Annotated in this window: 14 protein-coding genes, 2 rRNA genes and 1 other annotated feature; all 16 genes read left to right on the top strand. The window is 36.9% G+C overall.

The genetic code is table 11. From position 1 onward, the window contains the following. Positions 1 to 97: ribosomal RNA gene (locus G4D61_RS13610) — 23S ribosomal RNA — on the top strand; the annotation flags it as partial. A gap of 81 nt (positions 98 to 178) precedes the next feature. Next, positions 179 to 294 (top strand): 5S ribosomal RNA (gene rrf, locus G4D61_RS13605). A gap of 285 nt (positions 295 to 579) precedes the next feature. Beyond that, entirely contained in the window at positions 580 to 1,041 is a 462-nt protein-coding gene (locus tag G4D61_RS13600) for a CtsR family transcriptional regulator (protein WP_025729895.1), read from the top strand. Positions 1,042 to 1,059: 18 nt separating this feature from the next. Further along, complete coding sequence (mcsA, locus tag G4D61_RS13595) at positions 1,060 to 1,605, top strand: protein-arginine kinase activator protein McsA (protein WP_163174169.1); 546 nt, start codon at positions 1,060 to 1,062, stop codon at positions 1,603 to 1,605. After that, on the top strand, positions 1,605 to 2,675 hold the full coding sequence (gene mcsB, locus G4D61_RS13590; protein ID WP_025729891.1) for a protein-arginine kinase McsB: 1,071 nt from the start codon (positions 1,605 to 1,607) through the stop codon (positions 2,673 to 2,675). The genes mcsA and mcsB overlap by 1 nt, the downstream gene beginning before the upstream one ends. Before the next feature lie 17 nt (positions 2,676 to 2,692). Continuing rightward, positions 2,693 to 5,140, top strand: a complete 2,448-nt coding sequence (gene clpC / locus G4D61_RS13585; protein ID WP_025729889.1) for an ATP-dependent protease ATP-binding subunit ClpC — start codon at positions 2,693 to 2,695, stop codon at positions 5,138 to 5,140. 101 nt (positions 5,141 to 5,241) lie between these two features. Further along, positions 5,242 to 6,612, top strand: a complete 1,371-nt coding sequence (gene radA, locus G4D61_RS13580; protein WP_025729887.1) for a DNA repair protein RadA — start codon at positions 5,242 to 5,244, stop codon at positions 6,610 to 6,612. A gap of 187 nt (positions 6,613 to 6,799) precedes the next feature. Beyond that, a complete protein-coding gene (locus tag G4D61_RS13575; RefSeq protein WP_025729885.1) occupies positions 6,800 to 7,912 on the top strand; it encodes a PIN/TRAM domain-containing protein in 1,113 nt (370 codons plus the stop codon). 45 nt (positions 7,913 to 7,957) lie between these two features. Continuing rightward, positions 7,958 to 8,638, top strand: a complete 681-nt coding sequence (gene ispD / locus G4D61_RS13570; protein WP_025729883.1) for a 2-C-methyl-D-erythritol 4-phosphate cytidylyltransferase — start codon at positions 7,958 to 7,960, stop codon at positions 8,636 to 8,638. 44 nt (positions 8,639 to 8,682) lie between these two features. Continuing rightward, complete coding sequence (gene ispF / locus G4D61_RS13565; protein ID WP_025729881.1) at positions 8,683 to 9,159, top strand: 2-C-methyl-D-erythritol 2,4-cyclodiphosphate synthase; 477 nt, start codon at positions 8,683 to 8,685, stop codon at positions 9,157 to 9,159. A 150-nt stretch (positions 9,160 to 9,309) separates the two neighbouring features. Beyond that, positions 9,310 to 10,767, top strand: a complete 1,458-nt coding sequence (gene gltX / locus G4D61_RS13560; protein WP_025729879.1) for a glutamate--tRNA ligase — start codon at positions 9,310 to 9,312, stop codon at positions 10,765 to 10,767. Between the two features lie 57 nt (positions 10,768 to 10,824). Then, positions 10,825 to 11,053 (top strand) — a binding site (T-box leader). Between the two features lie 89 nt (positions 11,054 to 11,142). Beyond that, the gene (gene cysE, locus G4D61_RS13555; protein WP_035348845.1) at positions 11,143 to 11,790 is read left to right on the top strand and encodes a serine O-acetyltransferase; all 648 of its coding nucleotides are present in this window, start codon (positions 11,143 to 11,145) and stop codon (positions 11,788 to 11,790) included. 4 nt (positions 11,791 to 11,794) lie between these two features. Then, entirely contained in the window at positions 11,795 to 13,192 is a 1,398-nt protein-coding gene (gene cysS, locus G4D61_RS13550; RefSeq protein WP_025729877.1) for a cysteine--tRNA ligase, read from the top strand. After that, a complete protein-coding gene (locus G4D61_RS13545; protein WP_163174171.1) occupies positions 13,192 to 13,620 on the top strand; it encodes a Mini-ribonuclease 3 in 429 nt (142 codons plus the stop codon). The genes cysS and G4D61_RS13545 overlap by 1 nt, the downstream gene beginning before the upstream one ends. Then, on the top strand, positions 13,617 to 14,360 hold the full coding sequence (gene rlmB / locus G4D61_RS13540; protein WP_025729873.1) for a 23S rRNA (guanosine(2251)-2'-O)-methyltransferase RlmB: 744 nt from the start codon (positions 13,617 to 13,619) through the stop codon (positions 14,358 to 14,360). Before G4D61_RS13545 ends, rlmB begins: the two co-directional genes overlap by 4 nt. Before the next feature lies 1 nt (position 14,361). Further along, positions 14,362 to 14,871: an NYN domain-containing protein gene (locus tag G4D61_RS13535; protein WP_025729871.1), complete on the top strand. Its 510-nt coding sequence runs from the start codon at positions 14,362 to 14,364 to the stop codon at positions 14,869 to 14,871. The last annotated feature ends 3 nt before the right edge of the window (positions 14,872 to 14,874 follow it).

Here is a 14,874-nt window from a genome sequence, read left to right as displayed (position 1 = left end):
GTAAGATCCCTGAAAGATGATCAGGTAGATAGGTTCGAGGTGGAAGCGTGGCGACACGTGGAGCTGACGAATACTAATCGATCGAGGACTTAACCAAAATGAAAGACAAACATGATTTAAGGTTTACAATCTTCTCCTATCTAGTTTTGAGAGAACATCTTCTCAATAATTTAATAGGTCCGGTAATTATAGCGAGAAGGTCACACCCGTTCCCATCCCGAACACGGAAGTTAAGCTTCTCAGCGCCGATGGTAGTTGGGGGGTTCCCCCTGTGAGAGTAGGACGTTGCCGGGCAAAATAAAAAACCACAGAGAAATCTCTGTGGTTTTTTATTTGTATAAGTTAATACTGAGCATTAGAAAACTCATTTTAGAAAATAAGTGTTTATAAATGAATAGGGATTTTTATCATAGTTTATACTTGTATAGTAAGGCGTACATGTTTTATGATTATTGAATCAAACTGAATTTTCATTTTTTAACTTAAATTATACGAGTTGCATCATTGCATTTTGTGAATCAAATCGTGTATAATTATAGTCAAATATAGTCAAAGTCAAAAAGATAGGAGGTGGCTTTGATGAAAAATATATCGGATATTATTGAAAATTACTTAAAAAGAATTTTAGAAATGAATGATAATGAAATTTTAGAAATCAAAAGGAATGAAATTGCTAATAAATTTCAATGTGTTCCATCACAAATAAATTATGTCATCAATACACGTTTTACGATCGAAAGAGGGTATATTGTTGAGAGTAAAAGAGGCGGTGGTGGATATATTCGCATTATAAAAGTGAAGCCTGAAAATCAAGCTGAATTAATTGAGCATTTGATGATGCTGGTGAATAACCGTATTTCCCAATCTAATGCAGAAGACGTTATTGTTCGATTACTAGAAGAAGAGGTAATCACTGAAAGAGAAGCAAAGATCATGTTGAGTGTGATGGATCGTTCAGTTTTATATTGCGAGTTGCCTGAGAGGGATGAATTGAGGGCTAGAATATTAAAATCAATGTTGACAACTTTAAAATACAAATAGCATCGGAGGTGAGAAGACGTGCTATGTCAAGAATGCAATGAACGGAAGGCGACAGTACATTTTACCAAAATTATAAATGGTGAAAAAACTGAATTTCATTATTGTGAAATTTGTGCTCAGGAAAAGGGGGAAATGTTCTCCTTTAATTTTGAACCTGATTTTACTTTTGACAATATACTTGCAAGTCTATTTAACTTTGATCCTGCCTTACAAGTTGTTAAACAGTCGGCAACTCCAAAGGATGAAATATTAAGATGCAGTCACTGTGGTATGACTTTCGATCAATTTCTAAACATAAGTAGATTTGGTTGCCCTCATTGTTATGAAACTTTCCAGAAGCAGCTCATACCAATTTTAAGAAGGTTACATGGAGAGAATGTAGAACATCAAGGGAAGATTCCAGTAAGGATTGGCGGAAGTATTTATACGAAGAAACAGATTAAGCAATTAAAACAAGACTTACAGATAGCAATTGAAAAAGAGGAATTTGAAAGAGCTGCGGAATTACGTGATCAAATTCGTAATTTAGAGAATACTCCTTTTGATAAGGGAGGCGATGAGTAATGTCAATTGAACACTTTTTGAATGAGGCTGTTAGTTCATGGATGAATAATGATGGACCTGATTCTGATATTGTATTAACATCTAGAATTCGCCTTGCTAGGAATTTAAAAAATTATCTTTTCCCAACAGTGTTTGATCTTAATGAGGCAAGGGAAATTGTAAATCATGTTAAAGCAGCCATAGAAGACAAAGATATTGCAGCCATAAAGGGATTTGAATTTTTGAAGATGGATGAATTAACATCATTGGAGAAAAGAGTTTTAGTAGAAAAACATTTAATTAGCCCTCTATTGGCTAATAACTCACCGGAAGCTGCTGTTATTTTGTCAGGTGATGAGGATATTAGCATTATGATAAATGAGGAAGATCATATTCGCATTCAATGTCTCTCTCCAGGTCTTCAGTTAAGAGAGACATTAAAAAATGCATGGGAAATTGATGATTTGTTGGAGCAGCATGTTGATTATGCATTTGATGAAAAACTAGGATATTTGACAAGTTGTCCTACAAATGTGGGTACGGGTATTCGTGCATCAGCAATGGTTCATTTACCGGGTCTTGTACTGACTCGACAAATGAATCGTCTCATTCCAGCTATTCATCAGCTTGGCTTAGTAGTAAGAGGAATATATGGTGAAGGCAGTGAAGCTATCGGAAATATATTCCAAATCTCAAATCAAATGACTTTAGGGAAGTCAGAGGAAGAAATTGTTACAGATTTAACGAGTGTTATTAAACAAATTATTGCCCAAGAAAGATCTGCAAGAGAAGCATTGATTCAATCTTCAAACATACAATTAGAAGATAGAGTTTACCGATCACTTGGTGTCCTTAAATACAGCCGGGTAATGGAGACTAAGGAAGCTGCTCAATGCTTATCTGATGTAAGATTAGGGATTGATTTAGGCTATATTCAAAATGTTTCTAAACATATTTTGAATGAGCTAATGATTATTACACAACCTGGTTTTTTACAACAATATGCTGGAAGGACACTTCGTCCGTATGAAAGGGATATTAGAAGGGCTACACTGATAAGAGAACGTTTGAAGCTGGAAGAGATTCAGTAAAGAGGAGGAATGGCGAAATGATGTTTGGACGTTTTACTGAGAGGGCACAAAAAGTATTGGCTCTATCACAAGAGGAAGCAATTCGCTTAAAACATAATAATATTGGTACTGAGCATATTTTATTAGGTCTAGTTCGAGAAGGAGAAGGAATTGCAGCCAAAGCTTTATATGGACTAGGCTTAAGTGCAGAAAAAATTCAACAAGAAGTTGAGAATTTAATTGGTACAGGTTCAGAAATTGCTCAAACCATTCACTATACTCCAAGAGCTAAAAAGGTAATCGAGTTGTCTATGGATGAGGCGCGTAAACTAGGACATTCCTATGTGGGAACAGAACATATTTTACTAGGTCTTATTCGAGAAGGTGAAGGTGTTGCTGCCCGCGTATTAACAAATCTCGGCGTTAGTCTAAATAAGGCGAGACAACAGGTACTACAATTACTTGGAAGCAGTGAGTCAAGCAGCATTCAAGGCGGAGGCGCTACGAATGTCAATACACCAACATTAGATAGCTTGGCCCGAGATTTAACGGCTATTGCACGGGAGGATGCCTTGGATCCAGTTATTGGACGTAGTAAAGAGATTCAACGTGTAATTGAAGTATTAAGCCGTCGTACAAAAAACAATCCGGTATTAATTGGTGAACCGGGTGTAGGTAAAACTGCAATTGCAGAAGGTCTTGCTCAACAAATTGTAAACAACGAAGTGCCAGAAACTCTTCGGAACAAGCGTGTCATGACTTTAGATATGGGAACTGTAGTAGCGGGGACAAAATACCGAGGTGAATTCGAGGATCGCTTGAAGAAAGTCATGGATGAAATTCGTCAAGCCGGCAATATTATTCTTTTTATTGATGAGTTGCATACTTTGATTGGTGCTGGGGGTGCAGAGGGAGCAATTGATGCTTCGAATATTTTAAAACCGTCTCTTGCTCGTGGTGAATTACAATGTATTGGTGCGACTACTTTAGATGAGTATCGTAAATATATTGAAAAAGATGCAGCTTTAGAAAGAAGATTTCAGCCGATTCAGGTTGATGAGCCTTCAACAGAAGAGTCTATACAAATTTTAAAAGGTTTGCGTGATCGCTATGAAGCGCATCATCGTGTATCGATCTCAGATGAAGCGATTGAAGCGGCAGTTAAATTATCTGACCGATATATTTCTGATCGATTTTTACCAGATAAAGCAATTGATTTAATTGATGAAGCAGGATCAAAAGTACGTTTACGTTCTTTTACAACCCCACCGAATTTAAAAGAATTGGAATTGAAACTGGAAGAGGTTCGTAAAGAAAAAGATGCAGCTGTGCAGAGTCAAGAGTTTGAAAAAGCAGCTTCATTACGCGATACAGAACAAAAACTACGTGAGCAATTAGAAGAAACGAAAAAAACTTGGAAAGAGAAACAAGGCCAAGAGAATAGTGCAGTTACTGTCGAAGATATTGCACTAGTTGTTGCGAGCTGGACCGGGATACCAGTTTCTAAGCTTGCACAAACAGAAACAGAAAAATTATTACGTCTTGAAGAAATTCTCCATTCTCGAGTTATTGGTCAAGAGGATGCTGTTATTGCAGTAGCAAAAGCTGTTCGCCGTGCCCGTGCTGGATTAAAAGATCCAAAACGTCCAATTGGGTCATTTATTTTCCTTGGACCAACAGGTGTAGGTAAAACTGAATTAGCTAGAGCACTTGCAGAAGCGATGTTTGGTGATGAAGATGCAATTATTCGTGTTGATATGTCAGAGTACATGGAGAAACATTCTACATCTCGTTTAGTCGGTTCTCCTCCAGGATATGTTGGCTTTGAAGAAGGTGGTCAGTTAACAGAGAAGGTTCGTCGTAAACCATATTCTGTCGTGCTGCTTGATGAAATTGAAAAGGCCCATCCTGATGTATTTAACATCTTATTACAAGTGCTTGAAGATGGTCGTTTAACAGACTCTAAAGGAAGAACGGTTGATTTTAGTAATACAATTGTTATCATGACCTCTAATGTTGGCGCCGATGCACTTAAGCGTAATAAATATGTTGGATTTAACGTTCAAGATCATGCTGAAGCTGATTATAAAGATATGAAGGAAAAAGTGTTGGAAGAATTGAAAAAGGCATTTCGCCCTGAATTCTTAAATCGTATCGACGAAACAATTGTGTTCCACTCACTAGAGAAGAAACATTTGAATCAGATTATTACGTTGATGGCAAAAGAATTATCAAAACGCTTAACGGAAAGAAATATCGAGTTAGTCTTAACAGATGCAGCTAAAGAACAAATAGCAGAAAAAGGGTATGATCCAGAATATGGAGCAAGACCTTTACGCAGATCCCTTCAGAAAAATATTGAAGATCGTTTATCAGAAGAAATGTTAAAAGGAACTGTAAAAGAGGGTCAACGTGTAACCGTTGATTACCAAAATGGCGACTTCGTTATTTCTTCCGATGCAAAAGAATCCGTAACAGCAAAATAAAACTTTTGAAAGGGTACAATATAAGTATTTGTACCCTTTTTTAAATAGGTTAAGGAAAAATAAAGTTAAGTTATGTATACCTATAAAGAGAGGAATTCAATATGGCGAAAAAAACAGTGAAATTTGTTTGTCAATCCTGTGGTTATGAATCTCCTAAATGGATGGGGAAATGCCCTCAATGTAACCAGTGGAATCAGATGGTTGAGGAGGTGGAATTACCGAAGCCAAAAGGGGTTTTTTTACATAGTGCTCCAGGAAGTGAAACCAAAGCAACACCTATTACGTATATAGAGTCAAATGAAGAGAAAAGAATTGAAATCGAATTCCAAGAATTGAACCGAGTATTAGGTGGAGGGATTGTTGCAGGCTCGCTTGTCTTAATAGGGGGAGACCCCGGTATCGGTAAATCTACTTTGCTCCTTCAAGTTTCTTCTCAATTGGCGAAACATCATTTAAATGTTTTATATATTTCTGGTGAGGAGTCAGCAAAGCAAACAAAATTACGTGCAGATCGTTTAAATGTATCATCAGATCATTTATATGTTTTGCCAGAAACGAACTTAGCGATGATCCAACAAGCCATTGACGAACTCAATCCAAAGTTTGTAGTGATTGACTCAATTCAAACAATTTATCACCCGGAGGTTACATCTGCCCCAGGGAGTGTATCACAAGTTCGTGAAAGTACGTCGCAATTAATGAGAATTGCAAAAACAAAGGGTGTAACGATTTTTATTGTTGGACACGTTACAAAAGAAGGATCGATTGCAGGCCCGAGAGTGCTAGAACATATGGTAGATACAGTGCTTTATTTTGAAGGTGAGCGCCATAACTCATATCGTATATTAAGAGCGGTTAAGAATCGTTTCGGATCTACTAATGAAATCGCCATACTAGAGATGAAGGAAATGGGATTGGAAGAAGTTCAGAACCCTTCCGAAATTTTTTTAGAAGAACGGACAAAAGGTACAGCCGGTTCAACCGTTGTTGCATCAATCGAAGGAACGAGGCCTGTATTAGTAGAAGTTCAAGCATTGCTTTCGCCAACATTTTTTAATATGCCAAGAAGAATGGCTACAGGAATTGATCAAAGCAGAGTCACTTTAATTATGGCAGTGTTAGAAAAGAGAGCAGGGCTTCTCATCCAAAATCAAGATGCATATTTGAAAGTAGCTGGCGGGCTTAAAATTGATGAACCGGCAGTTGATTTAGCTGTTGCAGTAAGTATTGCCTCAAGTTTTCGCGATCAGCCTACTAAAGCGGATGATTGTATTATCGGTGAAGTAGGACTGACAGGGGAAATTAGAAGAGTATCGAGGATTGAACAACGTGTACAAGAAGCGGCAAAATTAGGGTTTAAAAGAGCCATTATTCCTAAAAATAATGTGAGTGGTTGGTCTGTTCCTAAAGGAATCGAAATCATTGGCGTTTCTTCTATACATGAAGCATTAAAATATACGCTCGGTGAATAATAGAAGTTTTAATTAAGTATTCATTTTGTTGAGTCACTCAATTTAAGGGTAGAGGAGACATAGATATGTTTGAAAAACGGTTCGTTTATTATGACAAGATGTCGAAAAGGTTACAAATTGAAAATATTCTACAATCTCACGTTTTAAACAATATTTTTTGTTTATAATGAATATAGGAGGTGAAATTATGTTAAAAAAACTTGTACAGATTTGCTTTATACTTATTGGTGGAACACTCGGCGTATTTTTATTGTCGGATTTATACAGACTTATGAATATTAATCAATATGTTTTAATTGCAAATCCTTATGTTTCAGCCCTTCTAGGAGCTATTATTTTTTATTTTATGACTTTTTGGTCAATTAATTATGTCGTTGATTTTGTAAAATGGTTCGAGGATTCATTAGTTAGAGTGCCTATTACTGAGATTGTATTTGGCAGTATCGGACTTATTGTAGGGCTTTTTATTGCTTATTTGGCGGGTATCCCATTTAATAAAGTGGGCATTCCAATTATTGATACGATTGTCCCGATCATTTTAACCGTTTTGCTTGGTTATTTAGGATTCCAAGTCGGGTTTAAAAAACGTGAAGAGTTTATGAATATGTTTTTAAATCGTGCCAGCAAGCGAAAAGCTAGTACGGATCAGGAAGAAAAGACAAGTGAGCGTGAAGAGCAAGTAAAGCAAGGTTCAACGATGAAGATTTTGGATACAAGTGTTATTATAGATGGGCGAATTGCAGATATTTGTCAAACAGGCTTTTTAGATGGCCCAATTGTGATTGCGCAATTTGTTTTAGATGAGTTACAACATATTGCTGATTCTTCAGATGCTCTAAAAAGAAATAGAGGAAGAAGAGGCCTTGATATATTAAATCGTATTCAAAAAGAACTTCCAATTGAAGTTCAAATGTACGAAGGAGATTTTGACGATATACAAGAAGTAGACAGTAAGCTTATTAAACTTGCGAAGCTAACAAATGGTATCGTCGTTACGAACGATTATAATTTAAATAAAGTATGTGAATTCCAAAAGGTTCAGGTCCTTAATATTAATGACTTGGCAAATGCCGTAAAACCAGTGGTATTGCCTGGGGAAGAACTAAATGTTCAAGTGATTAAAGATGGAAAAGAGCACCATCAAGGGATTGCTTATTTAGATGATGGTACGATGATTGTTGTTGAAGAAGGGAAGAATTATATTGGCCAAAGGATTGACGTGCTCATAACAAGCGTTTTACAGACATCTGCTGGTCGAATGATTTTCGCAAAACCAAAATTGATGGAAAAGGCTTTATAAGTTTTACTATATAATGTTAGGTTTGGGAATGGGAGTATTGGAGAAATGAATTACAATGTTATTATCCCGGCAGCGGGGCAAGGAAAGCGCATGGGTGTTGGAAAAAACAAGTTATTTTTAGAATTAAATAGTGAGCCCATTATTTTACACACTGTTCGAATATTTCTTCAAGATACACAATGCAAACAAGTTTTGTTAGTGATAAACGAACAAGATCAAGATGAAATGATGAACCTTTTTGCAAACTCCCCATTATCTGAAAAGATCCATTTTATTATTGGCGGAAATGAACGCCAATACAGCGTTTATAATGGACTGCAGGAAGTAAAAAATGTAGAAATTGTACTCGTTCATGATGGGGCAAGACCTTTTATTACATCTTCTGTCATTCATCAACTAGTTGAAGAAGCGGTTAAGCATGGAGCAGCAATTGCTGCGGTACCAGTAAAAGATACGATTAAAAAGGTAGAAGGGCAAACCGTTATTGAAACTATTGAGCGTAGTAGCTTGTGGCAAGTTCAGACACCACAGGCTTTTCGCGTTTCTTTATTACAAAAGGCGCATCAAAAGGCAATAGAAGATCAGTTTTTAGGTACGGATGAAGCGTCGCTTGTAGAACGTTTAAAGTATCCTGTACAAATAGTAATGAGCAGTTATGATAATATTAAGCTAACAACACTTGAAGATTTATATTTTGCTGAGGCAATTTTAAAAAAGCGTAGCTGAAAGTAATATATAAGTATAGTAACTAGGAGCAAAGGAGAATAATCATGTTTCGTATTGGACAAGGATTTGATGTTCATCAATTAACAGCGGGGCGTCCATTAATTATAGGCGGAGTGGAAATTTCTCATGACAAAGGACTACTGGGGCACTCTGATGCTGATGTCCTTCTCCATACTGTTGCAGATGCTTGTTTAGGAGCGATTGGTGAAGGTGATATTGGAAGGCATTTTCCAGATACTGACCCTGCATTTAAAGATGCGGACTCGTCAAAGCTATTGGCACATGTATGGAAAATTGTGAAGGAAAAAGGATTTGTTTTAGGAAATGTTGATTGTACAATTATTGCACAACAACCAAAAATGGCCCCTCATATAGAGCGTATGCGTGAAAATATTGCTAACCTTTTAGAAGGAAGCTTAGAACAAGTCAATGTTAAAGCTACTACAACTGAAAGATTAGGTTTCCCGGGTCGCGAAGAGGGAATTGCGGCACAGGCTGTCATTCTTTTACAAAAGCAGTAAAACAGTATAAGTATGGAGTTCAAAAGGGAACGCTTCCGTCAAATTTTTCCGTATTTATCCTTTCATCAACTATAATACGGTGATAAAATAAATTAGTATAAAAATCGTATTTCTACAAAATTGGTAATAGATTAATAAAGGAGAATAAAAATGAAAAAAGAAATAAGGGTCCGTTATGCACCAAGCCCAACTGGATTTTTGCATATTGGAAATGCACGTACTGCATTATTCAATTATTTATTTGCCCGCAGCCAAGGTGGCACTTTCGTAATCCGAATTGAAGATACTGATCAAAAACGGAATATTGAAGGTGGAGAAGAAAGCCAGCTTAAATATTTAAAATGGCTAGGAATGGACTGGGATGAAAGCATTGATTGCGGTGGTGAATACGGGCCTTATCGACAATCAGAACGCCTCGAAATTTATAAAAAGTACTATGAGGACCTATTAGAACGTGGACTAGCTTATAAATGCTACTGTACGGAAGAAGAGCTTGAAGCGGAACGGGAAGCTCAAGTTGCACGTGGAGAAATGCCTCATTACTCTGGCAAATGCCGTCATTTAACAAAAGAAGACCAACAACGTCTAGAGCAAGAAGGAAGAAAGCCAAGCATTCGTTTCCGTGTTCCAGAAGGAAAGGTTTATACTTTCAATGATATCGTTAAAGGCGAAGTTTCATTTGAATCAGACGGTATTAGCGATTTTGTTATTGTCAAGAAAGATGGCGTACCAACATATAATTTTGCTGTTGCTGTTGATGATTATTTAATGGAGATGAGCCATGTTCTACGTGGGGATGACCATATTTCTAATACACCAAAACAATTGATGATTTATGAAGCGTTTGGTTGGGAGCCTCCTATATTTGGACATATGACATTAATTGTTAACGAAAGTCGTAAGAAATTAAGTAAACGTGATGGAAGTATTATTCAATTTATTGAACAATATGAAGAGCTAGGTTATTTACCAGAAGCGATTTTTAACTTCATTGCGCTTTTAGGGTGGTCACCAAAAGGTGAAGAAGAAATATTCTCTCGTGAAGAGTTCATCGAAATTTTTGATGCGGAAAGATTGTCGAAATCACCTGCTCTATTTGACCGTCAAAAACTAGCATGGATGAACAATCAATACATGAAGAAGTTAGATTTGGACAAAGTCGTTGAATTATCTTTACCACATCTTGTAAAAGCAGGGCTAGTTCCTGAAAATAGATCCGCTGAGGAAAATGAGTGGGTACGGAAATTAATCGCTCTTTATCAAGAACAAATGAGCTATGGTGCTGAAATTGTAGAACTATCTGAGCTATTCTTTAAAGATGATATTACTTATGATGAAGAAGCAAAGACAATTTTAGGTGAAGAACAAGTTCCGGAAGTATTAAGCGCACTCGTAAATGAGCTTAACCAGCTTGAAGTATTTGAAGCAGATGAGATTAAGCAAGCAATTAAACGAGTTCAAAAGGCTACAGGACATAAAGGGAAAAAATTATTTATGCCTATCCGCATTGCAGTGAGTGGTGTAAGTCACGGACCAGAATTGCCAAGCGTAATTGAATTACTTGGAAAAGAAAAAGTAATCCAACGTATTCAAAAACTAATTGGTTAACATTTTAATGTTTATGTAATATCATAGGATATATATTTAGATAATAGTCCTTAATAATGTAAAGCGTTGATGAGGAGAAGTAAAGAAAGGATGCTTAATAGAGAGAACCACCGGTGGCTGGAAGTGGTTTAAGCCCCTCCTTTTTTGAAATGCACCTCTGAGTCTGAATCCGAAAATTATTTAGTAGGATAAAGCGGGTCCTCTCGTTAACAGGAAAAGTTGGGTTGCAGCTCGTTATAGCTTGCAATCAAACAGAGTGGAACCGCGCAAAGGGAGCGTCTCTGTCTATACAGAGACGCTCCCTTTTTATTTTGTTTAAGGAGTCAATCTAACATACTAACTTTTATTTAATGAATCGAGGAAGGAGTGGAATAGTTGTTTAAAAGAATTAAGGAAGATGTGGAAGTTGTATTTGATCAAGATCCTGCGGCACGAAATGCTGTAGAAGTAATCTTAACCTACTCTGGACTACATGCAATATGGGCACACCGGATTGCTCATTTTTTCTATCATAAAAAATTCTTCTTTATTGCACGCGTTATTTCACAACTGAGTCGGTTTTTTACGGGAATTGAGATTCATCCTGGAGCAAAAATTGGCAGGCGCTTTTTTATCGATCATGGTATGGGTGTTGTAATAGGGGAAACTTGTGAAATTGGTGATAATGTTACCGTTTATCAAGGTGTCACTTTAGGTGGTACAGGAAAAGAAAAAGGGAAAAGACACCCGACGATTAAAGACAATGCACTTATTGCTGCGGGAGCAAAGGTTTTAGGCTCGATTACAGTTGGGGAAAACTCTAAAATAGGTGCAGGATCAGTCGTACTAAAAGATGTCCCTCCAAATTCTACAGTTGTTGGTATACCCGGACGAGTAGTTGTCCAAGATGGTGTTAAAATTAATAAAGATTTAAAGCATAATGAATTACCAGATCCTGTATCTGATCGTATCAATAAAATGGAACTGGAATTAAGCAAACTGCGAAATGAAATTGAAGGCTTAAAAAAGGAAGGGGTTCAATAAGTATATGGGCATTCAGATTTATAATACATTATCGAGAAAGAAAGAGCCGTTTGTTCCTCTTGAAGAAGGAAAGGTGAAAATGTACGTATGTGGTCCAACGGTTTATAACTACATTCACATTGGTAACGCACGACCAGCTATCGTATTTGATACAGTCCGACGTTACTTACAATATCGTGGTTATGATGTCCAGTACGTTTCTAATTTTACTGACGTAGATGATAAATTGATTAAGGCCGCAAAAGAGCTAAAAGAAGAGGTTCCTGTTATTAGTGAACGTTTTATAAAGGCATACTTTGAAGATGTTACAGCACTAGGGTGCAAACATGCAGATGTGCATCCGCGGGTAACAGAAAATATGGATTCCATCATTACATTTATTCAGATGTTGGTTGATAAAGGTTATGCTTATGAATCAAGCGGAGATGTATACTATCGCACCCGTAGTTTTAAAGAGTATGGGAAACTATCGCACCAATCAATTGATGAACTGAAATCGGGTGCGCGTATTGAAATTGGAGAAAAGAAAGATGATGCTTTAGATTTTGCCCTTTGGAAAGCTGCAAAAGAAGGAGAAATTTCTTGGGATAGTCCATGGGGGAAAGGGCGCCCAGGGTGGCATATCGAATGTTCAGCGATGGCGAAGAAATACCTTGGGGATACGATTGATATTCATGCCGGCGGTCAAGATTTAGCTTTTCCTCATCACGAAAATGAAATTGCACAATCTGAGGCTTTGACAGGAAAAACATTTGCTCGCTATTGGATGCATAACGGTTATATCAATATTGACAATGAAAAGATGTCAAAATCACTTGGGAATTTCGTTTTGGTTCATGACATCATTAAGCATCACGATCCACAAGTATTAAGATTTTTTATGCTCTCAGTTCATTATCGTCATCCTATTAATTATAATGAGGAGTTATTAGAAAATGCTGGAGCGGGATTGGATAGAATAAAGACGTCTTATGAGAATTTAAAGCATCGCAAACAAGCAAGTATGAACTTAACGGAAAACAATCAAGAATGGCTGAATACAATTGAAGGTCTTCATCAGCAATTTATTAACGAAATGGATGATGACTTTAATACAGCGAACGGAATTTCTGTGTTATTTGATCTCTCAAAGCAGGCTAATTATTATTTGCGCGAAAAAAATACATCAGATAAAGTAATTGATGCATTCATGAAAGAGTTTGAGGATCTTTTTGCAGTTTTAGGACTAAACTTAGAAAGTAATGAGCTTTTAGACGAAGAAATTGAGGCATTGATTGAAAAGAGAAATCAAGCAAGAAAAGACCGTAATTTCCAATTGGCTGATCAAATTCGTGATCAACTAAAAGATATGAATATTGTGTTAGAGGACACACCTCAAGGAGTTAGGTGGAGACGTGGATGATGGTGCAGCATGAGAATAAGCAGGTTGATTTAAAACAATTAAATAGCCTTGCCTTAGCATATATGGGTGATGCAGTTTATGAGGAATATGTCAGGTACTATGTCCTGATGCGGGGGAAAACAAAGCCGAATCAATTGCATCGGTATGCGATTCATTTTGTTTCAGCAAAAGCACAGGCATTTGTATTAAAGCAATTTTTTGATGAAGGTATTTTGACAGAAGAAGAACAGGCGATTGTTAGACGGGGAAGAAATGCAAAATCAGGGACTATTCCAAAAAACACGGATGTGCAAACATATCGATATAGTACTGCTTTTGAAGCGTTGATCGGATTTTTATTTTTGGCAAACAATAAGAAGAGGATGGAATTCCTTATTGAAAAGGCCATTGAAATAGCTGAAGAAAAGAAAGGAGGGGCGTCTAAATGAATCAGGAATATATTGCAGGGAGAAATCCTGTTATTGAGGCATTAAGGGCAAATAGGGAAATTAATAAAATTTGGATTGCTGAGGGATCACAAAAAGGTTCTATGCAGCAAATTGTGCAATTAGCTAAACAGAAAAAGGTGTTGGTGCAATTTGTGCCAAAGCAAAAAATTGATCAATTTGTAGACGAAACACATCAAGGCGTTGTCGCGCTAGTAGCAGCTTATCATTATGCAGAAATAGATGATCTTTTTAACTTGGCCGCGAAACGAAATGAGCCACCACTGTTTCTTATTTTAGATGAGTTAGAGGATCCGCATAATCTTGGATCAATATTAAGAACAGCTGATGCAGTTGGTGCACACGGTATTATCATTCCAAAAAGAAGATCTGTAGCCTTAACAGCAACAGTTGCAAAGGCCTCTACCGGGGCTATTGAACATATTCCAGTAGCACGCGTTACAAATTTGGCAAGAACAATTGACGATTTAAAGAAGCAAGGTGTATGGATTGTTGGCACTGATGCTTCTGGAAAACAAGACTATCGTTCGATGGATGCAACGATACCTTTAGGCATTGTTATCGGCAGTGAGGGAAAAGGAATGAGCAGGATTGTGAAAGAGTCCTGTGACTTCTTAGTGAAACTCCCAATGGTTGGTCATGTCACATCTTTAAATGCATCTGTTGCAGCAAGTTTATTAATGTATGAAGTATATAGAAAGCGTCATCCGCTAGGTGAATAAAATGAATATCTTAATTGTGGATGGTTATAACATCATTGGCGCATGGCCTGAACTAAGCAAATTAAAAAAAAACGATCTCGCTGCAGCTCGAGATCGTTTAGTAGAAATAATGGCTGAATATCAAGCTTACACAGGCTATAAAGTCATGGTTGTTTTTGACGCATATGGTGTAAAAGGGTTAGAGAAAAAATATAAATACCATAAAGTAGATGTTTATTTCACAAAGGAAAATGAAACAGCAGATGAAAGAATCGAAAAAATGGCGATAGAATTAAATAATATAAAAACGCAAATATATGTCGCTACATCTGATTTGACGGAACAATGGCAGATTTTTGGACAAGGTGCTTTAAGAATATCAGCAAGAGAGTTGCTGACGAAAGTAGAAATGATTGAAAAGAATATTAAAAGAAGTGTGCAGGAAATTCAAGAGGATAGACCAACTTCAAGAATTCCCCTTAGCAAAGAGGTTATAGAAATTTTTGAAAAATTGCGCAGAGGGAAGCAATGATAT

The organism is Heyndrickxia ginsengihumi (genome assembly GCF_011008565.1).
Taxonomy (GTDB): Bacteria; Bacillota; Bacilli; order Bacillales; family Bacillaceae_C; genus Weizmannia; species Weizmannia ginsengihumi.
The sequence above is the reverse complement of the archived record's forward strand: the minus strand, read 5'-3'. Positions and strand labels throughout refer to the sequence as shown.

Excerpts from the sequence above, each read along its gene's own strand:
- gltX (WP_025729879.1), top strand. The coding sequence starts at position 9,310 with ATGAAAAAAGAAATAAGGGTCCGTTATGCACCAAGCCCAACTGGATTT.
- rlmB (WP_025729873.1), top strand. The coding sequence starts at position 13,617 with ATGAATCAGGAATATATTGCAGGGAGAAATCCTGTTATTGAGGCATTA.
- G4D61_RS13600 (WP_025729895.1), top strand. The coding sequence starts at position 580 with ATGAAAAATATATCGGATATTATTGAAAATTACTTAAAAAGAATTTTA.
- mcsB (WP_025729891.1), top strand. The coding sequence starts at position 1,605 with ATGTCAATTGAACACTTTTTGAATGAGGCTGTTAGTTCATGGATGAAT.
- ispF (WP_025729881.1), top strand. The coding sequence starts at position 8,683 with ATGTTTCGTATTGGACAAGGATTTGATGTTCATCAATTAACAGCGGGG.
- clpC (WP_025729889.1), top strand. The coding sequence starts at position 2,693 with ATGATGTTTGGACGTTTTACTGAGAGGGCACAAAAAGTATTGGCTCTA.
- ispD (WP_025729883.1), top strand. The coding sequence starts at position 7,958 with ATGAATTACAATGTTATTATCCCGGCAGCGGGGCAAGGAAAGCGCATG.
- cysS (WP_025729877.1), top strand. The coding sequence starts at position 11,795 with ATGGGCATTCAGATTTATAATACATTATCGAGAAAGAAAGAGCCGTTT.
- G4D61_RS13575 (WP_025729885.1), top strand. The coding sequence starts at position 6,800 with ATGTTAAAAAAACTTGTACAGATTTGCTTTATACTTATTGGTGGAACA.
- G4D61_RS13535 (WP_025729871.1), top strand. The coding sequence starts at position 14,362 with ATGAATATCTTAATTGTGGATGGTTATAACATCATTGGCGCATGGCCT.
- radA (WP_025729887.1), top strand. The coding sequence starts at position 5,242 with ATGGCGAAAAAAACAGTGAAATTTGTTTGTCAATCCTGTGGTTATGAA.
- G4D61_RS13545 (WP_163174171.1), top strand. The coding sequence starts at position 13,192 with ATGGTGCAGCATGAGAATAAGCAGGTTGATTTAAAACAATTAAATAGC.